5 protein-coding genes are annotated in these 19,231 nt (G+C 70.6%); 4 read left to right on the forward strand and 1 reads right to left on the reverse strand.

Annotation, left to right across the window (positions count from 1 at the left end):
- Positions 1 to 86 precede the first annotated feature (86 nt).
- The 4 genes from KUM40_RS17750 to KUM40_RS17765 all read left to right on the forward strand — a co-directional run bounded on the left by KUM40_RS17750 (position 87) and on the right by KUM40_RS17765 (position 17,889).
- Entirely contained in the window at positions 87 to 3,200 is a 3,114-nt protein-coding gene (locus tag KUM40_RS17750) for a DEAD/DEAH box helicase (protein ID WP_308401177.1), read from the forward strand.
- Positions 3,197 to 8,698 (forward strand): hypothetical protein, encoded by a 5,502-nt coding sequence (locus KUM40_RS17755; RefSeq protein ID WP_217166971.1) that lies wholly within the window; start codon positions 3,197 to 3,199, stop codon positions 8,696 to 8,698. Before KUM40_RS17750 ends, KUM40_RS17755 begins: the two co-directional genes overlap by 4 nt.
- On the forward strand, positions 8,695 to 15,489 hold the full coding sequence (locus KUM40_RS17760; protein WP_217166972.1) for a DEAD/DEAH box helicase: 6,795 nt from the start codon (positions 8,695 to 8,697) through the stop codon (positions 15,487 to 15,489). The genes KUM40_RS17755 and KUM40_RS17760 overlap by 4 nt, the downstream gene beginning before the upstream one ends.
- 93 nt (positions 15,490 to 15,582) lie before the next feature.
- Positions 15,583 to 17,889 (forward strand): UvrD-helicase domain-containing protein, encoded by a 2,307-nt coding sequence (locus KUM40_RS17765; RefSeq protein WP_217166973.1) that lies wholly within the window; start codon positions 15,583 to 15,585, stop codon positions 17,887 to 17,889.
- 104 nt (positions 17,890 to 17,993) lie between these two features.
- On the opposite strand, the gene KUM40_RS17770 is transcribed toward KUM40_RS17765, so the two are convergent.
- The gene (locus KUM40_RS17770; RefSeq protein WP_217166974.1) at positions 17,994 to 19,187 is read right to left on the reverse strand and encodes a winged helix DNA-binding domain-containing protein; all 1,194 of its coding nucleotides are present in this window, start codon (positions 19,185 to 19,187) and stop codon (positions 17,994 to 17,996) included.
- Positions 19,188 to 19,231: the final 44 nt, after the last annotated feature.

A 19,231-nucleotide genomic window follows, 5' to 3' on the forward strand; every position in this document is an offset into this window, starting at 1 on the left:
GCGCGGTACTTGTAGGCAGCATGAATGCGGACGAACCGTGTACGACGGTGGTCCAGGAAGATCGAGGGCGGGACATGGAAGAGCACGTGACCACCGTTGCGGAAGCCGGTGACGGCCAGGGCGTGCTCGACGCCGTGAGCGAGGACGGAATCGCCCTCGACGCGTCGGGGGACGTGGCACGACCGGGCGGCGGGTCGGTCGCCTACGCGCCGGGTGCCCAGGTCCGGATCCGTGACGAGCAGTGGCTCGTCCGGAAGGTCGCGCCCACGGCGCGGGACGGCTGGATGGTGGAGGTCACCGGCGTCTCCTCGTTCGTGCGGGGCACGGACGCCGTCTTCTACAGCCTGCTCGACGACATCCAGGTGCTCGACCCGCGGAAGACCGAGCTGGTCGCCGACGACTCCCCCAACCACCGCAAGGCGCGCCTCTATCTGGAGGCCGTGATCCGCAAGACGGCGCTGCCCCAGACCGAGCACGGGCTCGCGCTGGCCGACGGCTTCCTGATGGACAAGCAGACCCATCAGCTGCGGCCGGCCGAACTCGCCCTCTCGATGAAGAACCCGCAGCCGCGCGTGCTCATCGCCGACGTCGTGGGCCTCGGCAAGACGCTGGAGATCGGCATCCTGCTGGCCGAGCTGATCCGGCGCGGGCGGGGTGAGCGGATTCTCGTGGTCACGCCGGCCCATGTCCTGGAGCAGTTCCAGCGCGAGCTGTGGACCCGGTTCTCCATCCCGCTCGTGCGGCTCGACTCCACGGGCATCCAGCGCATCCAGCAGGACATCCCGGCGGGGCGGAACCCGTTCGCGTACTTCAAGCGGGCGATCATCTCCGTGGACACGCTCAAGAGCGACGTGTACGCCCACCACCTCGACTCCACCGAGTGGGACGCCGTCGTGATCGACGAGTCCCACAACCTGGTCAACCGCGGCACGAAGAACAACGACCTCGCCCGCCTGCTGGCCCGCCGCACCGACGCGCTGATCCTCGCCTCGGCGACTCCGCACAACGGCGACGGCGAGTCGTTCGCCGAGCTGATCAGGATGCTGGACGAGGCCGCGATCGCGGACCCGTCGGAGTACGAGGTGAAGGACCTCGACCACCTGTACATCCGGCGCACCAAAACGGACAGGGAGGTGCGGGACTCCCTCAAGGGCGTGTGGGCCGACCGCGGCCCGTCCGAGCCGGTCCCCGCACAGGCCACCGAGAAGGAGCGCGCGGTCTTCGAGGAGCTGTCCGCCCGCTGGATCCCGCGCGATCCGGCCGCTTCCTCGGTCTGCGCCGATCCGCTCGCCGCCTACAACTTCTTCAAGGCCTTCCTCTCCTCCCACAAGGCGCTCCAGAAGTCGCTGGAGGCACGGCGCCACTACCTGGCCAGGCCCGCGAAGGTGAGGAAGGGCGAGGACCTGGCCGCCCGCGAGGCCGCCCTGCGGGTCGAGCGGGAGGCGATCGTGGAGCTGGACCGGCTGGCCGGCGAGATCGGGGACGAGGACTCCGCGAAGCTGGACGCGCTGGTCGAGCAGCTGGAGAAGATCGGCGTCGGTCCGGGTTCGGACACCCGTGTCGTCGTCTTCTCCGAGCGCATCCCCACGCTGACGTGGCTGGCCGAGGCCGTCCCCGCCCGGCTCGGGTTTCAGAAGAGCGGCAGTGTCGAGGCGAGCGAGAAGAAGAACCGGCCCTGGCTGGTGTACGGCGGAGCGGTGCAGGTCATGCACGGCGAGGCCACCAACGAGGACGAACAGAAACGGATCGTCGAGAAGTTCGGGCTGCGCGACGACCCGGTGCGCATCCTGTTCACGGGCGACGTCGCCTCCGAGGGCGTCAACCTCCACCAGGAGTGCCACCAGCTCATCCACTACGACCTGCCCTGGTCCCTGATCCGCATCGAGCAGCGCAACGGCCGTATCGACCGCTACGGGCAGAAGGAGAAGCCGCAGTTCCGCGCCCTGGTGCTCACCAGCGACGTGGAGTGGCGCCACGCCCCGGAGACCGGGGAGGGTCTGCCGCTCGACGACCGGCTGGTCGGTGCGAAGCTCCTCGGGCGTGAGCAGGAGGCGCACCGCATCGACGGTTCGGCCGAGGCGGTCACCGGCCTGTACCGGGCGCAGGAGGAGGAGAACCGCCTCACGCGCGACCTGCTGGCCGGCCGCACCGTGGAGGAGTCCATCAAGCGGTCCAGCGGCGGCGCGCCGTCGATGCTCAGAAGGATGATGGGCAACATCGGCTCCAAGTCGGCCCAGGACGACCTGGCTTACGCGACCGTCCCGAGCGTGTTCCGCTCCACCTCCGCCTACTTCGAGGAGGCCCTGCGTCAGATCTGCCCCACCGGCGCGGACAACGAGCTGAAGCTGCGCCACGAGGACGACGGCACCATCGCGTTCGAGCCGCCGGCCGACCTCCAGTACCGCTTCAAGGCGCTGCCCAAGTCGTACCTGACCGAACAGCACATCCTGCCCACGGGCAAGGCCCCCGGCCGGCTGCGCATCACCTTCGACAAGCGGCTCGGCGATCAGCGGCTGAAGGCGGCCCGCGAGTCGTCCAAGACCCAGTGGCCCAACGTCAGTTACGTCTCGGACGTGCATCCCGTCCTGGACTGGGTGACCGACAAGGCCCTGGCGTCCCTGCGCCACGACGAGGCGTTCGTCCTCGCCCACCGTCCGGACGCCGCCGCGGCGGCCAAGCTGGACCCCCGGCTGCCGGCCGAACTCTCCGGCCCGGTCTACCTGATGCAGGGCATCCACTCCAACGCGCTGGGCCGTCCCACGGTGGTGGAGTGGATGGCCGTCGTCGGCCTGCCCGACGCACCGCGCGTCGTGCGCGTGGACGCGGCCTTCCTCGCCGCGTGCGGCGTCGGCCCGAAAATGCCCGGCCGCGCCGTGCCCCAGGACGAGCGCGAGGCACTGCGGCAGTTCGTTCCGCAGGCAGTCGACGAGGCCGCGCGGTACCTGCGCGAGCAGGAGGCCGAGTACGCGCGGCGGATCGAGGAGATGCTCGACCCGTACGAGAAGCGCGTGACGCGGTGGCAGCAGGACGCCCTGTTCGCCTCCGCCCGCTCGGCGAAGGGCCGAAACGACGTGAACCTCACGGCGAGCCGCCGCAAGACGCTGATCAAGTCGCTGAAGACCTCCGGGGCGCCCATGCTGCGCCTGCTCTGCGTCCTGGAGCCCCTGTCCGCCGCTGCCGGAGAGACCACCACCCGATGAGCACCGACTTCGACTCCTTCTCCAACCGCGGCGAGTACCTGTCGGCCCACTACTTCGCCGAACAGCTCGGCCAGGACCTCAAGAAGGGTCTCCTCGCCACCTGGACCGTGCGCGAGACCGACGAGAAGGACCCGCGTCCCACCCCCAGGGAGACGGTCCGCGCCCTGCGGGGCACGTACCTGTCGGAGGAGTTCCGCAACTTCTTCGCCCAGCGCGCCAAGCTGGACGCCGAGGACGACGCCGACGAGAACAGCGCCGCCGCCGGAGCCCGCCTCAACACCCACAACGACGGCGACTGGCGCGAGCGGCTCAGCGCCTGGCACGACAGGGTGCTGGCGGCCCTCGGCTTCTCCGGTGCCCCCGAGCGGCGGCAGCTGACCGTCCACCGCGCCGGGCGCGAGCACACCGTGGCCACGGCCTGGCACGGCGACGGCATCGTGGCCGTCGAGTGCGGCTGGGCCGCCGGGAACGACATGGCCCTGGACGCGGAGGGCCCCGGCCGGCTGCTGCACCCGCTGCGGGTGAGCGGCAGCGAGAGCTACGAGACCGGCCAGTCCCTCGCCACCTGGCTCTTCCACAGCGAACCGGGCGAGCCGGGCGGGGAGCCGCCCCGCTTCGTGCTGCTGCTGTGCGGCGGCGTGATCGTCCTGGCCGACCGCCAGGTGTGGGGCGAGGGCCGCTTCCTGGCCGCCAACCTCGACGCCGCGCTGGAGCGAAACGACCGCAAGCAGGGCGGTGAACTGGCGACCATCGCCGCCCTGTTCAGCCATGAGACGCTCGCCCCCGCCGAGGACGGCAAGGGACCGGGCATCGACGCCCTGGTCAAGGCCTCCCGCGACAACGCGGTCGGTGTCTCCGGGGAGCTGCGCGAGGGACTGCAGCGCTCGGTCGAGATCATCGCGAACGAGGTCCTGGCCCGGCTGGACTGCGCCGGTGTCGAGCCGCGCCGGATCGAGGACCCGAGGCTGCCGTTCGCCAAGGAACTCACCCGCGAATCGCTGCGCTACCTCTACCGCATCCTGTTCCTGCTGTATGCCGAGGCCCGCCCCGAGCTGGGTATCCTGCCCGCCGACGACGGCACCTACGAGGCCGGTTACTCGGTGGCGCGGCTGCGGGAACTCGTCGAGCGCGACGAGCAGCTCGTCGAGGAGGAGGCCAGGAACGGCCACCACCTCTTCGCCTCCCTGGACGTCCTGTTCAACAAGGTCAACCACGGCCACCGCCCGTACGGCACCGAACCCGACGACGAGCTTCCGGACGACGACGAGGAGACCCGCAAGCTCAAGGCGAAGCGGCGCAGCGAGGACCGGGGCCTGCGCTTCGAGCCGCTGCGCAGCGAACTCTTCGAGCCGAAGTCCATCCGGCTGATCGGTCAGGGTGTCCTCGATCCCCGTTCGGACGAGGACGCCGAGCCGCGGTGGCTGGACCTGCGGCTACGCAACAGCGCCCTGCACGAGGTGCTGCGGCTGCTGACCATGAAGAAGGCCAAGCGGCGCGGGGAGCGCGGTGGCTTCATCTCCTACCGCAACCTCGGCATCAACCAGCTTGGCGCCGTGTACGAGGGCCTGATGTCGTACACCGGCATCATCGCCGAGGAGGAGCTGTCCGAGGTCGCCAAGGGCGGTGCCCCGGAGAAGGGCTCCTGGCTGGTGCCCGCGCACCGGCTGAAGGAGTACCCGGAGAAGACCTGGGTCGAGTACGACGAGCACGACGCGGTCAAGGGCCTGCGCGGGCCGAAGAAGTACAAGGTGGGTGAGTTCGTCTACCGCTTGGCGGGCCGCGACCGCGAGACGTCCGCCTCGTACTACACCCCCGAGTCGCTGACCAAGGTCACCGTCGAACTGGCGCTCAAGCACCGCCTCGACCAGGAGCGCGACGAGAACGGCGAGGTCGTCCGCACGCGGGCCTCGGAGCTGCTGAAGTACAAGATCTGCGAGCCCGCGCTGGGCTCCGGCGCATTCCTCAACGAGGCGATCAACCAGGTCGCCGAGGAGTATCTGCGGCGGCGCCAGGAGGAGTTGGGCGTCTCCATCCCGGCCTCGGACGCGCTGACGGAGAAGCAGAAGGTCAAGGCGTATGTCGCCCTGCACAACGCGTACGGCGTCGACCTGAACGCCACGGGCGTGGAGCTGGCGGAGGTCTCGCTGTGGCTCAACACCATGCACCCGGGGATGCGGGCACCGTGGTTCGGGCTGCACCTGCGGCGGGGCAACTCGCTGATCGGCGGGCGGCGGGCGGTGTACGCGGGCGAGGACGTCGCCTCCTCGGCGAAGGCCTGGCTCGCGGCGAAGAACACGCTCGCGCCGACGCCGTTGCCGTTCCTCAAGGACGGCGAGCCGCAGCCGCTGCCCGAGGACGCGGTGCACCAGTTCCTGCTGCCTAGCCCCGGGTGGGCGGCGGTGACCGGCTCCAAGGAGGCGAAGGAACTCGCCAAGGCCGAGGTCGCCCAGCTGGCCGCCTGGAAGAAGGGGGTCCTCCAGCGGCCCAAGCGCAGTACCGCGCACGTCAACAAGGACGGGACGCCTAAGCTCGACAAGGCGGGCAAGCCGAGGCGTGAAGCCTCCTCCCAGTTCACGCGGCTGCGGGACGCGGCCAAGCGGGCGGAGTTCCTGTGGTCGCTCGTCATCAAGCGCATGCGGCTCTCCGAGGAGGCGATCGCGCGAAAGGTCGACGTGTGGGGTGCCGGGCTGGACGACTCCGAGTACGGCTTCCTGCGCACGGCGGCCGGTGCGGTGCCGAAGGAGCAGGTCATGGCGGACCTGTTCCTGGCGACCGAGACGCCGTACTGGCGCCTGAAGAAGGTCATGGACGCGTGGTGTGCGCTGTGGTTCTGGCCGGCGGACAAGGCGTCGGTCCTGGACGGTACGGACGGGGTGTACGACGAGGCGGCGGCGCCGGTGGCCACGGCTGACGCGCTGGGTGACCTGCTGGGTGTGCCGCTGGTCGGCGGGGCCGTCGAGGGCACGTCGGCAACGGTCCCGGGGCCACGCTTCACCGAGCAGACCATGCTGTTCGCGTCGGGGCCGACGCAGGAGACGCTGGTGTCCGACGTGGCGGAGGACGAGCCGCTGATCGACCTCCAGACGGTGGAGGCGAGCGGTCAGTCCAAACGCGGTGCGCAGAAGCAGTCCAAGCGGCGAACGTGGCGGAACACCATCCCGCTGGTCGAACTGGACGACTGGCTGGACTTCCTGGAGGCCCTGCTGGGCACGGTCGACCCCGACGAGGAGAACCTGGTCACCGAGTTCGACAACCTGGACGCGCTCAAAGACTTCGAGAAGAACCTCCCCCACCTGATGGGGATGGACCTCGCGGACCCGGAGACCCGGTTCCCCTGGATGCACACGGTCACCAACATCGCGGAGGAACAGGGCTTTCTGCACTGGGAGTTGGACTTCGCGCTGGTCTTCGCGCTGGGCGGTGGGTTCGACTTGCAGGTGGGTAATCCGCCGTGGGTGCGGCCTCGGTGGAACGAGGGGTCGGTGCTGGCGGAGCACGAGCCGTGGTTCGAACTTACGGAACGGGCGTCGACGACGGAGAAGGAGGAGCGGCGGGCCGAGCTTCTACGACTGCCGAAGGCACATCAGTACGTGCTGGATGAGCTGACCAACGTCAGCGGGCAGGTCGCGGTCTTCGGTGCCTCGCAGGCCTATCCCCTGCTGACAGGCACGCAACCGGACCTGTACAGGGCCTTCATGTGCCAGGTGTGGGCCCACGCGTCGGCGTCGGGAACGACGGGGCTGGTGCACCCAGACACCCACTTCACGGGCGACAAGGAAGGTGCTCTGAGAGAAGCCGCCTACCGTCGGCTTCGCATTCACGGCGACTTCGTCAACTCGGGGCAGCGGTTCTTCCCTGAGCCCGTTGGGCACACCGCCCACTTCGGCGTGCACGTGTACGGCCACCAGCAGAAGATCGGGTTCGACCACTTGTCCTGGCTGGTGTCGGCAGACGCCTTGCGCTTCTCGGCTGAGCATGACGGCAGCGGTGAGGTACCCGGTGTCCGCTACCGCAACGGCGAGTTCGACGAGCGTCCGCACCGGTCGCGGGTCGTCCGCGTTGATACGGATTTGCTGGCCGTCTGGCAGCGACTGCTGGACGAAGAAGACGAGCCGGACGCACGGGCCCGACTGCTGTTTCCCGTGAGCACAGCGGAAGCCAGCGCGATCGGTGCGCTGGCGGACTATCCGCTGCGGTTGGGGGCTCTCTCGCCGCAGATTAGCCCTGGCTACCACGAGAGCGGAGCCAAGAGGGACAAGTTGATCGACTACAACCGTCCGGACGCTTCCACTGGTCTGGAGTACCAGCCGGACCGCTGGCGCCATGTAGTCCTCAAGGGTACGCAAATCAGCGTGGCCACACCGATCTTCAAGCGCCACGACGCCAACAGCAACGATCCATACGGGGCTGACTTGGTGGCGCTTCCCTCCGACTTCGTACCCGACACGGAGTATGTGCGAGCGAAGGAACGTAGTCAGGCATACCTCAAAGCTCAGGATCGCTGGCTCGACCACGCGGCACTAAAGCGGCTGCGCTCGGAGGAGAAGGCCCTTCACCGCGCGCGTCAGCAGGTTGCCCGTGCTGACCATGTGCCCCATGCCGAGGCAGATCCCTTCAAGATCGATGCTCTGCTTGTCGAGCGGTCACGGCGACGCTACGTCACTTTCTACCGGTTGGCCTGGAGATGCATGATCGCTCCCAACACCGAACGAGCGCTGTATGCGGCGCTCGTCCCTCCCGGGGCAGCGCACGTAGACAACGTGAACTCACTGGTGCTGGAAGATGTCCGGTCCACGACTCTCGTCGCGGGCTTCTGGGCCTCGCTGCCCACGGACTATTTGCTGAGAATTAGCGGACGCGGCCATTTGCGCGGTACAGGCGTTCGAGCTATGCCAGGTATACGGCGCGCCCACCCTCTAGCTTCTGCGCTGCTACTTCGAACACTGCGCCTGAACTGTCTCACAGAGGTCTTTTCCGAACTTTGGTCCAGCCTCTACGACCCCACCTGGTTCACCCACGAACCCTGGGCCCTCCCCTGGCCCGGCCTCCACCCCCTCCACGACGTCACCCCCGACTGGCGCCCCGACACCCCCCTCCGCACCGAACGCGCCCGCCGCGCAGCCCTAGTCGAAATCGACGCCCTCGTAGCAGTCTGGCTAGGCATGGACGCCGAAGCCCTCATCGCCGCCTACCGGGGCCGCTTCCCCGTGCTGCAGAAGTACGAGGCCGTCACCTGGTTCGACGCCGAGGGATGGAAGCTCGCCGGTAACGCCCGCACCATCGGCCAGCGCCAAACCAAGGAAACCTGGGGCCAGTTCCAGGCCTACCTCGCCGACCCCGACAACACCCCCGCCCCCGACGGCTACACCGCCCCCTTCCACAAGGCGGACCGCGAGACCGAAATGCGCGCAGCGCACGCCTACTTCCAGAAGCGTCTCGACGAAGCCGTCGACCGGGGTGAGTGGGACCCGGTGAAGCAGGAGGTGCCCAAGTCGTGAGGCCGACGCTCGAAGCGCAGGGGCTCAAGGAGAGCCTGCTCCAGTACCTGTCGACGACCTACGCGCTGACCGACGAGGGCGCCCGGGAGTCGCTGCACCGGTTCCTCGGGGACGAGACGTCCGGGATGTTCCGGGGGCCGTTCCTGCGGATACGGACGCCGTTCACGCAGGCCGGTGACTCTTGGAAGGAGCTGCTGGACTGGCGGCGTACGGACGACTGGACCCCGTACGCCCATCAGGCCAGGGCGTTCGAGCGGCTGTCGTCGGCCGGTGGGCGTACGCCCCGGCCGACACTCGTCACGACCGGCACCGGATCCGGCAAGACCGAGTCGTTCCTCTACCCGGTCCTGGACCACTGCGCCCGCGAGCGCGACGCGGGGAACACCGGCGTCAAGGCCGTCTTCCTGTACCCGATGAACGCGCTCGCCACCGACCAGGCGCAGCGCATCAACGACCTGCTCCGCGAGCACGACGCCGACCTCGGCAAGCTCCGGGCCGGCCTGTACATCGGTGACCGGGCGGAGACGAAGTACGACCGGGTGTACACCCGCCGTTCCGACATGTGGGTGTCGCCGCCGGACATCCTCATCACGAACTACAAGATGCTGGACCTGCTCCTCCAGCGCTCCCAGGACGCCGCGCTGTGGAACGGCGCGGACATCCGCTACGTCGTCGTGGACGAGTTCCACACCTACGACGGCGCCCAGGGCACCGATGTGGCGATGCTGCTGCGGCGCCTGGCCGCCGCCGTCGGGGCGTCGGAGCCGGGGAACCCGCTGGGCCGGATCTGCCCGGTCGCCACCTCCGCGACGCTCGCGTCCGGTACGGACGGCGACGGCGTGCGCCAGCTTCTCGACGTGGCCGCCCAGGTCTTCGGGACCGGGTTCACCGAGGACGCGATCATCGGTGAGGACCGGCAGAGCGTCGACGCGTTCATTCCGTCGGACGACTTCGATCCGGCGCTGCCGGACCCCTCCCCCGACGAGCTGGCGCTGCTGCCCGATCCGTCCCTCGGTGCGGAGGAGTTCGCCGATCTCGTCGAGACGGTGACCGGCACCCGTGACCCGGACCCGTTCCTCCTCGGCCGGAACCTGAAGCGGCAGACGCTGACCTCCGCCGTCATGCAGGCGCTCGACGGTGAGGTCCGTACCACCGGTGAAGTGCTCGACCTGATGTGGCGCAAGGGCGCGCGGTCCTGGGGGAAGACGATCACCGAGCGGCCGGAGGTCGCCGCCTCCGCCCTCGCCCGGTTCGTCGCGCTGCTGGCGGTCGCCCGCGACCCGGAGTCCACGCCGGAGCGTCCGCGGCCCCTGGTGCAGATGGAGGTGCACCAGTGGGCCCGCTCGGTCTCCCGCCTCGTACGCGGGGTGCTGCCGTGGCCGAAGGCGGAGTTCCAGTGGGACGCGGCCGGTGCGGCGGACCGGCAGAGCGACCAGCACGCCCGGACGGCGCCGGTCACCACGGCGACGGCGGGCCAGGCCGCGAACCTGTTCCTGCCCGCCGTCTACTGCCGTGACTGCGGGCGTTCGGGCTGGGCGGTGTTCTCCCCGGAGACGGACGACACCCACGTCCAGGTCGACTCGCACAAGATCCGGCGGGCCTCGGTCAGCCAGGACAAGATGCGGGTACGCAATCTGATCGCGGCGACGGACGCCGAGGCCAAGGAGGGCTCCGGTGCCGCGCCGATGGCGTCGGCCGGGCGTGGGGCGGACGGCGGACGGGCCACGTCCGCGCTCTCCGCCGGCCGGGGCGGGCAGTTGCGGGTGCTGGACGGGCCGAACCGGACGCTGCGGCTGCCCGATCCCGTCAGGGACTTCGACCCCTCGACCGGGGAGCCGCGCCCGGCCACCAGCGACTCGGCCTTCGTCCTGGTCAATCTGGGCGAGACGGCGAACACGGCGGCCGAGGAGGACTGGTGCCCGGCGTGCGGGTCGCGCAACACGATCCGCTTCCTCGGCACGGGTGCGGCGGCGCTCGCGGCGGCCTCGGTCACCCAGTTGTTCACGGGGGGTGAGCTGGACGAGGAACAGGGCGAGGACAAGACGCTGATGTTCAACGACTCGGTGCAGGACGCCGCGCACCGGGCCGGGTTCGTCGCCTCCCGTTCGTACACCTTCTCCCTGCGCGCCCTGTTCAAGAAGCACCTGTCGGAGGAGCGGCCGACCGCGCTCAACGACCTGATCGCGGACGTCGTCGCGGCCACCACCGACCGCACGACGCTCGCCGCCGTGGTGCCGACCGACCTGCACGACATCCGAGGCGTTCAGCGGTTGCTGTCCGGTCAGGGGCGGGGTGGCGACCGCAGGACGTGGAACCTGATCGGTGAGCGGTTCGCGTTCGAGGCGCTGATGGAGTTCGGGTTCCGGTCCCGCAACGGCCGCACCCTGGAGCTGACCCGGACGGCGGCGGCCCAGGTGCGTATCGCGGACGTGGCCGCGGCGGTCGCGCTCGTGAAGGACGCGCACCTGGCCGAGGAGGGCCGGCGCGGCGGGCTGCCGCCCGTCGAGCAGGACGACGCCCGCTATCTCGCGTTCCTGCGGATCCTGCTGGAGCGGCTGCGCACCAGGGGTGCGATCGGGCACAAGTGGCTGGACGGATACCTGAAGGAGGCCGGGACCAGCCGCTACTTCATCTGGGGCAAGCGGCCGGTCGGCATGCGCGCCTTCCCCCGGGGCGTCGCGGCCCCGGTGTTCCTCCTGGACCAGCCCAAGACCAACAGCGAGTTCGACTTCGCGACGGGGCGGCTGTCCTGGTACGAGCGCTGGGCGCAGCGCTGCCTCGACCTGCCCCGCGAGCAGACGGCCGGGTTCTGGAACCGGCTGCTGCCCGAACTGGTCACGGCCGGGCTGCTGTCGGTGCGCACCCCGGCCGACAGCAGCCTGCGCGTGTACGGGCTGCAGCCGGGCGCGGTCGACGTGCGGCTCCTCGCCGACGACGTCGTCAACGAGGCCTTCGTGCGCTGCCCGGTCTGCTTCTGGGAGCAGACGGTCCACCCGGAGCTGCTGGACCAGTGGCACGGGCAGCCGTGCCCGTCGTACCGCTGCCGGCGGGGCAGGCTGGTCGCCGGGAACCGGCCGGAGGAGCTGGGTGTGCACCACCGGGACCGGAACTACCGGGACGACTACTACCGCCGGCTGTACCGCAAGGCGGGCACCTACCAGGTGGTCACCGCCGAGCACACCGGCATGCTCACCCGGCCGGAACGGGAGCGGGTCGAGACGGCGTTCAAGCACGGCACCGGGTTCAAGGACCCCAATGTGCTCTCCTGCACGCCCACGCTGGAGATGGGCATCGACATCGGCGACCTGTCCGCCGTCGTGCTGGCCGCGCTGCCGCGCCGGCCCGCCGGCTACGCCCAGCAGGTGGGCCGGGCCGGGCGGCGTACGGGCAACGCGTTCCTGCTGACGATTCCCGACCGCAGCCGTCGCGACCTGTACTTCCTGGACCAACCGCGCGAGATGATCGCCGGCCGGATCGTGCCGCCGGGCAGCCATCTGTCGGCGATCGAGATCCTGCGCCGCCAGTACCTGGCGCATCTGCTGGACCTGGCCGCGCGCGGGCGACTGCCGCGCCCCGACGGCAGGCCGCTGCCCGCGATCCCCGCCAGGGCTCCGGAGCTGTTCGGACCCTCCGGCTACCTCACCGACCTGGTCGAGGCCGCCCTCGTCCGTGGCGGTCAACTGGTCGACGGGTTCCTGGAGTTGTTCCCCAGCGGCGTGAGCGACCAGGCCCGGGGTGAACTGCGCGAGTACGCGGTCCGCACCCTGCGCAGCGCGGTGGAGGAGGCCGAGCGGCAGTGGCGGCGCGGTGAGGAGGTACTTCGCCGGCGGTTGAAGTTGATCGGCGAGGCACGCGACGAACTGCACGACAGCGACGACGAACAGGCACGGCAGAAAGCCGAACTGGACGCCGAGCACCGGTCCGTCGGCAAGCGGCTGCTGTCGCTCGGGCTCACCACGGCCCAGCAGGCCCTGTGCGACCTCGGACTGCTGCCGAACTACGCGCTCATCGACGCGGTGACCACGCTGAACGCCACGCTGTACTGGCCGGAGGGCGTCGACGAGAGGACCGGCCGGGAGACGTACCGGTTCAAGCCGCGCGCCTACGACCGGCCCCGCCGCTACGCCCTGTCCGAGTTCGCGCCGGGCAACACGTTCTACGTCAACGGCTACAAGCACCAGGTCACCGGTCTGGAGATCGGGACCGCGACCGATCCCGACTGGCGGCTGTGGCGGTTCTGCCAGGAGTGCGGGTACGTGCGCACCCAGAACGCCGAGACCGACCGCTCGCCGTGCCCGCGCTGCCGCAGCGCCCGGATCGCGGACGACGGGTCCTGTCTGCACAAGGTCGTCGAGCCCGCCGTCGTCACCTCCCGGGACAAGCGCGAGGACGCCCGGATCAGCGACGACAAGGACGACCGGGAGCAGCGGTACTACACGGTGATCGACGCGGTCGACATCGCGTTGGAGGACATCGAGCCGAGGACCTCCTGGCGGCACGAGACGCAGACGTTCGGCATCGACTTCTGCCGCAAGGCGGTCATCCGGCGGGTGAACGTCGGCCCGATGCGGTTCGACGCGAAGGCGGAGGACGACTTCGCCGGGCACAGCGTGCGGATGGCGCCGTTCCACGTGTGCACGGGCTGCGGCGCGGCGACCGCTGACGGGCGGCCCGTCTTCGACCACGACACCGACGCCCTGGACTCCGCGGCGGCGCGCAACCCCAAGCTGAAGCACCACCAGCCGTGGTGTCCGCTGCGCCGGGGGAAGAGGCCGCAGGACGTGGCGCAGGAACCGGTGCTGCTGGCCCACCAGTTGCGCACCGAGGCGCTGCGGGTGCTGCTGCCGGCCGCCACGGTCCTGGTCGACGAGAAGATCCACTCGTTCCGGGCGGCGCTGCGGCTGGGCGTCGACCACCACTTCGGCGGTGATCCGCAGCATCTGGACGCGACCCTGGCGCGCATGCCGGACAAGGGCACCGGCGAGACGCGGCACTTCCTGGTGCTCTACGACCGGCTGCCGGGCGGCACGGGTTACCTGCACCGGCTCACCGACCCGGCGCACTTCCGGGCGGCCCTCGCCGACGCGCGGCAGGCGCTGCTGACGTGCCCGTGCCGCGACGAGGGACGGCTCGCGTGCCACCGCTGCCTGCACCGCTACACCGAGGAGCGGCACCAGGACACCGTGTCGCGTCTCGAGGCCCTGGGGATCATCAACGACCTGCTGGGCCCGGTCGACCAGGACGGCCAGCCGGTGCTCGACGAGGACGGGCGGCCCATCGACCTGTGGAAGGTCGCGGAGCTGCCCAGCACGGATCTGATCGGCCTGGACAAGCAGGTCGAGTCCGATCTGGAGGCCCGGTTCCTGGCCGCCCTGCGGACCTGGACCGGCGGGGAGCGGGACGCCGTACTGGAGGAGAGCAGCACGGCCAGCGGCTATCTGCGCTTCAGCCAGGGCGCCAACTGGCGGCTCACCGCACAGCGGGACATGGAGTTCACCCGTACCGACTTCACCTTCGAGTCCACGGACGGCCCCAAGGAGTACGTCACCGTCTACCTCGACGGCCACCGCTACCACGCCACCCGCGCGCACAACCGGATCGCCGGGGACTGCGACAAGCGGAACCATCTGCGGGGCAGGAACCATGTCGTCTTCCAGCTCACCTGGGACGACCTGGAACTGTTCGAGAAGCGCGAGGCGGCGAGGGCCGAACCGGTCTGGCCGCCGTACCCGCGCAGCGCGCAGGACACGGCCAGGGACTGGTACGAGGAGATGGGCGGCGAGCGCGCCGACCTCACCGAGGCCGCGTTCGCCAACCCCGTCGACACACTCCTCGCCTATCTGCGAGAGCCGGTCAAGGAGCGGTGGGGGCGCCGAGCCAGGGCCCTGGTGGGCGGCCTCATGGCCGAGCCCGCCGCGCTGGCGATGCAGGCGGACCGCGCCCAGACGCGTCAGGTGCTGAGGTCCGCGCTCGACGCGTACGGCGCGGGCGGCGAGCCGTCGTCCGCGGAGCCGGTCACGGGTGACGGGGCCGTCCTGGTGCTCCGGGCGACCGACGCGTACGGTCTGCCCCTCCTCTTCACCGTCGACGCGAGCGACGGCGAGGACCCGAACGCGGTGCGGTGGAGCGCGCTCGCCGTACTGGACGACCGTGACGAGGTCCTGGGCACCGACGAGCACAAGCTGCGCTGGCGTGCCTGGCTCTACTGGTCGAACCTGCTGCAGTTCCTCGCGTTCGCCGGCGGGGACGGCGTCCAGTTGGCCGGCAGCCGTGCGTCCGCGTTCCCGGTCGACGTGCTGGCCGTCACCGGCGGCATCGGTGAACTCGACTCGCTCATCGCCGTATACCGGCCGCGGGAGCTGCCGACGGCGGTGGAGCGGGACGCGCCGTCCGCCACCGCCGGACCCGAGGCGAAGGCCGGCGGCTCCGCGGCCGAGCGGGCCGTCGCCCGGCTGCTGCGGGACGCCGTCTGGGACGAGGAGATCCTTCCCCTGCTCGACGAGGACGAGCCGGACTCGGCGCTCACCCGGCTCGCCCGCGAACTCGCCGAACAGGGCAAGCGGGCCCCCGTCTTCGGCTTCGAGCTCGGTGAGCGCGGCTGGCCGGCCGACTTCGCCTGGCAGGACCCCGGCGTCCGGGTCGCCGTCGTCGCCGTACCGCACGGCGAGGACGACGAGGAAGCCCTCCGGCGCGACAAGGCCTACGCCGACGCCGGGTGGGCGGTCCGTACGGCGGACGACTGGCTCGACCACCTCGACTCGCTCATTGGCAGGCTTCCCGACGCCCCGTAGACACGCGGCACGAACCACTCCCCCGACCTCTACGACCTCTACGACCTCGACGACTCCTACGACTCCCTGGCAACGGAAGGCAGCACTGATCCCATGACCGCCCGGCTCAGCCTGTATCAGAAGGCCGAACAGGAGCTGTACAAGCTCGACCGCTCGGTCAAGGGCAAGTTCTACGACTTCTGCCACCGCTTCCGCGAGGACCCGGACCACCCCGGCCTGGACCTCAAGCCCCTCAAGGGCGACGGCGGGGTCTTCCGCGCCAAGATCGACCAGTCGTACCGCGCCCTGCTGGCCAGGGCCGGTGTCGACGACACGGGCCGGGAGAACTGGCTCGTCATCGCGGTACGCCACCGCAAGCACGTCTACGAGGAACTCTCGGTCGCGATCAACCGGATCACCGGCGAGATCGAGTTCGTGGACCTCTCCGTGGTGGGCGAGAGCGTGCTGCAGCGCGCGGGCGTCACCCTCACCCCCACCGAGCCCGAGCCCCGGCCCGCCCGGGAGCCGGCGCCCGAGCCCGCCCCGCCCGCCGCCGAGCCCCTGCTCACCGGGGTCACCGCGGACGACCTGCGTGAGCTGGGCGTCGCCGGCCAGCTCATCGACCTCGCGCTCGCCGTCACCGACAGCGACGAGCTCGACCAGCTGGTCGCCGGAGCACCGCTGCTGTCCAAGGACATCCTGTACGGGCTCGCCGCCGGCATGCCCCTCGACGAGGTCCGCAAGGAGATCACCGCCCCGGTCAAGGTCGACCTCGGCCAGGACTACGAGCAGGACCTCGGCGCCGCGCTCGCCCGCACCACCGTCACCACCATCGACGCCGACATCCAGGCCGCCCTGGAGGAGGGCGACTTCCGCGCCTGGAAGGTCTTCCTGCACCCCACCCAGGCCAAGCTCGTCCACCGCGCCTACAACGGTCCGGCCCGCGTCTCGGGCGGCCCCGGCACCGGCAAGACGATCGTCGCCCTGCACCGGGTCAGGCACCTCGCGCGGCAACTGCCGCCCGGGCACGGCAAGCCCATCCTGCTGACGACGTTCACCAAGAACCTCACCACCGACCTGCGCGCCCGGCTCGCCTCACTGATGGAGCCCGAGCTGCTCGCCCGCGTGGAGATCGCCCACATCGACCAGCTCGCCGCGCGGGTCCTCAGCGAGAACTCCGTCAAGGGCACGGCCCGGCAGCGCGTCTACGACAACGCCGCGCTCAACGTGCTGAGGCAGCTCCTGCTCGAACTCGACGAGCGCCGCTGGGACGCCGAGTTCCTCTACGAGGAGTGGGACCAGGTGATCCTCGGCCAGTCCATCGGCAGCAGGAAGGCGTACTTCGACGCCCGCCGGGCCGGCCGCGGCCGTTCCGTCACCCGGCCCGAGCGCGCCGGGATCTGGAAGATCCTGGAGCAGTTCACCGCCCGCCTGGACAAGGACGGGCTGGAGACCTGGGGGCAGGCCGCCGAGCGCGCCGCCCGCCTCGAAAGGGAGCGCGACGCCAGGATCAGGGCCCGGCAGGAGCACAAAGAAGCCGTCGGCGGCAAGGACCTCATCCACCGCGACGACGGCTCCGGCATGCGGTTCCTCCACCACCGGTACGGTCACATCGTGGTCGACGAGGCCCAGGACCTGCGCGCCGCCCACTGGAAGATGCTGCGCGCCATGGTCGCCCCCGGCCCCGACGACCTGTTCATCGCCGGCGACACGCATCAGCGCATCTACGATCAGCAGGTCACCCTCGGCACTGTCGGCGTCAACATCCGGGGCCGCTCGTCCAGGCTCACCCTCAGCTACCGCACCACCAGGGAGATCCTCTCCCGGGCCATGCAGGTGGTGAACCTCACCGGCGAGAACCTCGCCTACGACGACCTCGACGACAGCACCGACAACCTCGACGGATACCGCTCCGTCCTGCGCGGCCCCGTGCCCGACCTGGTCCCCTGCACGTCCTGGGACGACGAACTCGACCGGCTCGCCGTCACGTTGACCTCCTGGCGGGAGGAGATCACGACGGGCAACGGCGGCACCGGCCCGCGTCGCGACCCGCGCGGAAGTATCGCCGTGTGCGTCGCGGAACGGGACATGGTCAATCAGGTGATGTTCCATCTGGCCACCAAGGCGGGGATCACCGTCGCCGAACTCACCAAGGACGGGCCCAAGGGGGACGGCGAGGTGCACGTCGGCACGATGCACCGCTTCAAGGGCCTCGAATACCAGAAGCTGGCCATCGTCGGCGCCCGCGACGGTGTCATCCCCCGCACGGCGGTCATCGAGCGCTACCGCGTCACCGATCCCCGGCGCCGCGCCCGCGAGGAACTCAGGGCACGCTCGCTGCTCTTCGTGGCCGCGACCCGCGCCCGCGACGCGCTCCGCATCAGCTGGCACGACAAGCCGAGCCCGTACCTGCCCGTCTGAGCCTCGCGGCGGGCGCGGTGCGCGCAGCGTGCTGGACTCCGGAGTCAGGCCCGGCGGCGCCGACCTGGTCGGCCGGGCCCCACCTCGCTGTCGCCTCCCCGGCGCTATTTCGCCAGCTCGTCCTCCAGCCACGTACGCCCCCGGGTGCGGGCGCTCAGTCTGACGTCGCCCAGGGGGACGGCGAGGCGTTCCGCCTCCGCGCGCACCGTCGCCTCGGCGTCCGCGCCGATGTCCTCCAGGAAGCGGCACACGATCTCACCGCTGCCGTCCTGGGCCCAGCCGCCGACGATGCGGCCGTCCCACCACAGCGAGGGGCCGATGTTCCCGACCCGGTCGAAGAGGCGCGGGCCGTGGTCGCCCAGGAACCAGTCGCGTTCGTGCCAGCCCATGGGGGTGGAGTCGAGCGCCGGCAGGAGCGCGGCCCACGGCTCCGGCGGCTCGGTCTCCGCCAGGTCGTCGGGCAGGAGCAGACCCGTCGTGCCGCCGCCGAGATCGACCTCGACCGGCTCGAGTGCCGTCAGCACCCGCTTGACCTGTGTCTTGGTCCACCCCGCCCACCAGCGCAGGTCGTCCGCCGTCGCCGGACCGTGGGCGCGCAGCCAGCGCCGGGCCAGTTCTTGCTCCGCTTCGTGGGTGTCCCACTCGGCGAGGCCGCCGGGTGACCAGTCGGTCAGCGGTGCCCAGCGGTACTGGTGCGAGGTCCAGGAGCCGCGCGGCCGACCCCGCACCACGCGGCCCTCGGCGGCGAGCAGGAGCAGCAGCCTGCTCGCGACCTTCTGCGTGCCCTCGTAGCTCTTGCCCGCCGAGAGCACGACCGTCGTACTGAGGCGGGGGTCGTCGCCTGCGAGTTCGGCGGCCGTCGCCTCGCCGCGCGCGGCGAGCGCGCGTACGGCGATGTCCTCCGTCTCGGCGAGCCATGCGCGCACCCCCGCCTCGTCGTCCGCGACCTTGGACGCGGCCAGGAACCCCAGGAGCTTGCGGCGTTCGCGCGCGGCCACCGCCTTCGAGCAGGCGGCCTGCATCACCGGGGCCACGTCGAGGGTGGTCACGAAGACGGTGCGGCGCATGCCGAGCAGCCGGATGAGGGAGCGGTCCTCGTAGAGGACGCGTTCCACGTCCCGCACCGAACCGCCGTTCGTCCGCGCCCAGGTGGCGACGTACACGGAGGACGGGTCGGTGCTGTGCAGCGCGACGAGGTCACCTGCCACCTCGACGGGGTCCTTCGCACGGGCGGCGACCGCCAGCCGGTGCCGTACGCCGAGCCGGGCCCGTCGCTCCGCCACGTCGATACGCCGCATGTCCGTCACTCCCTTGTGTCGTGGCCGGTTCCGCCTGCCTGCTC

This window comes from Streptomyces sp. AC512_CC834 (assembly GCF_019049325.1).
GTDB lineage: Bacteria > Actinomycetota > Actinomycetes > Streptomycetales > Streptomycetaceae > Streptomyces.